The sequence below is a fragment of the Azorhizobium doebereinerae UFLA1-100 genome, assembly GCF_000473085.1.
Classification (GTDB): Bacteria; Pseudomonadota; Alphaproteobacteria; order Rhizobiales; family Xanthobacteraceae; genus Azorhizobium; species Azorhizobium doebereinerae.
Genome location: NZ_AXBA01000094.1, coordinates 1 through 1,624 on the forward strand (window position 1 = coordinate 1; position 1,624 = coordinate 1,624).

A 1,624-nucleotide genomic window follows, 5' to 3' on the forward strand; every position below is an offset into this window, starting at 1 on the left:
TCCGTCAGATCAAAGCGCGCCATCGCAACCTCCCGTTCAGAAGGTTGAATCACCACCCGCCCGATTCGGGAATCCGATTTATGGGTCTGTGACCTCCACCACGAATGCCATCGAGGTGCTCAACGCCAAGCTACGCCGCGCCGTGCGGGCCAGAGGGCACTTCCCCACCGACGAGGCCGCCCTGAAGCTCCTCTTCCTAGTCTTGAACCGGGCCGAAAAGGAGCGGAAGATGGCACCTCGTGAATGGGCGATGGCAAAGGCGCAGTTCGCCGTCATCTTCGGCGAGCGATTCACAAAGGCCATGGCCGCCTGATCTTCAACCCGCCGCCCCCACACGAAATTCCTGACACTCCCGCTTGGCCGCGACGCTTCCAGTGTCCCGCATCCTGGCGCACCAGCGCACGGCGCTGGCGATACTCACCCCGAAGCGCTCGGCCGCCTGCCGCCGCGACATCCCGCCCTCGACGGCGGCAACCACCCGCTCCCGCAGATCCAAAGACAGCGTCCTGGCCATGCATGTCGGCCTCCGTCTCCGACACGAAGCTTGAATCAGAACGCCGCCGATTTGGGAATCCAAGCCGAGTCGAAACGCGAGGAAAACGCTCTACGGGTTGCCGGCGCGCCGGACCACTACCTTGAAGCCGAGCTTCAAGCTGACACACAAACCGTTGATAGCTTTCAAGCCAAAGCTGGGGATGGGAAGCGTGCGTGATGGGCTCGGGGTACCCTCGTGAGGCGGTCCCATGCCTGGGAGACGTCGACATTCGCTGGTTCACCCCAGGCGCGACTCGATCACATGCGCGCCCACCTCTAAATATCCCTCAGCGTCAATCCGCTGGAGAATCACTTCTGAAATATCGTCCTCGCAGATCAGTCGGCGGGACTCAATTGTCTTGGAAGCCTTATAAATCACACGTTTGGCCGCTCGTGCAGATTTATACACCACTGCTTTTCTCTCGATCTTGGACGTTCCTGCCTTCGTGGTGGTGTAGAAATCGACATGCAGCATGCATTTGCCTCCTGGTCGCGATCAAACTAACCGAGATCACGCATCACTACAAACTGCTGCACCTTGTTACCGAACCCGTGCCACTCGCGTCGGATGGGGAACGGGAACGGCGCGACGGGCTTACGGCACCTGACCGGATGGCAGCGGTGTCGTAAGCTTTTCTTGTAGGGCCCAAGATGAACTCACACCCCGTCGATTTGCTTCGGCATGCGATGACACGCTGGCGCGACAGGGGCGGGGAGGGGCGGGGAGGGGCATCTTGCGACTTGGTCCTTTAGCAGGCTGTTGAAGAAGTCAGTCCGGCTCGCAGACGAAGCCTGATTCGTCGCCGCTGTGCATGTAGAAATGGCCGATGAGGCGTCCGGCGGTGCCGATTTCCACCCAGCACCGGCCGCAGATCGGGTCGGTTTCGTCGTGACCTTCCCAGGAGAATTCCGCGCAGGCGGTACCACCCCGTGCACCGTAGCGGACATCTAGGTCACAGACCCATAAATCGGATTCCCGAATCGGGCGGGTTGAGCTACCCTCCAATCCTTGGACAGAATCCTGGGCGGATTAAGCTACTCTGCATGCCTGCTGATCGGTTTCGATGGCGTTGAAGTAGACCACGGCGGG

The 1,624-nt window shown here is 60.3% G+C and carries 2 protein-coding genes and 2 pseudogenes; 1 reads left to right on the forward strand and 3 read right to left on the reverse strand.

The genetic code is table 11. From position 1 onward, the window contains the following. Positions 1 to 313 (forward strand): transposase (locus YU1_RS0125665; protein ID WP_245263455.1); only part of this gene is annotated, 313 nt, incomplete at its 5' end. Positions 314 to 355: 42 nt separating this feature from the next. Here the strand turns inward: YU1_RS0125665 and YU1_RS33830 are convergent. The 3 genes and pseudogenes from YU1_RS33830 to YU1_RS34645 form a co-directional block, all read right to left on the reverse strand. Beyond that, a pseudogene (locus YU1_RS33830) lies at positions 356 to 514 on the reverse strand (helix-turn-helix domain-containing protein); the annotation flags it as partial. A 258-nt stretch (positions 515 to 772) separates the two neighbouring features. Next, on the reverse strand, positions 773 to 1,009 hold the full coding sequence (locus tag YU1_RS33835) for a hypothetical protein (protein WP_156922491.1): 237 nt from the start codon (positions 1,007 to 1,009) through the stop codon (positions 773 to 775). 294 nt (positions 1,010 to 1,303) lie between these two features. Then, positions 1,304 to 1,486 (reverse strand): annotated as a pseudogene (locus YU1_RS34645) (hypothetical protein); the annotation flags it as partial. Positions 1,487 to 1,624 lie beyond the last annotated feature (138 nt).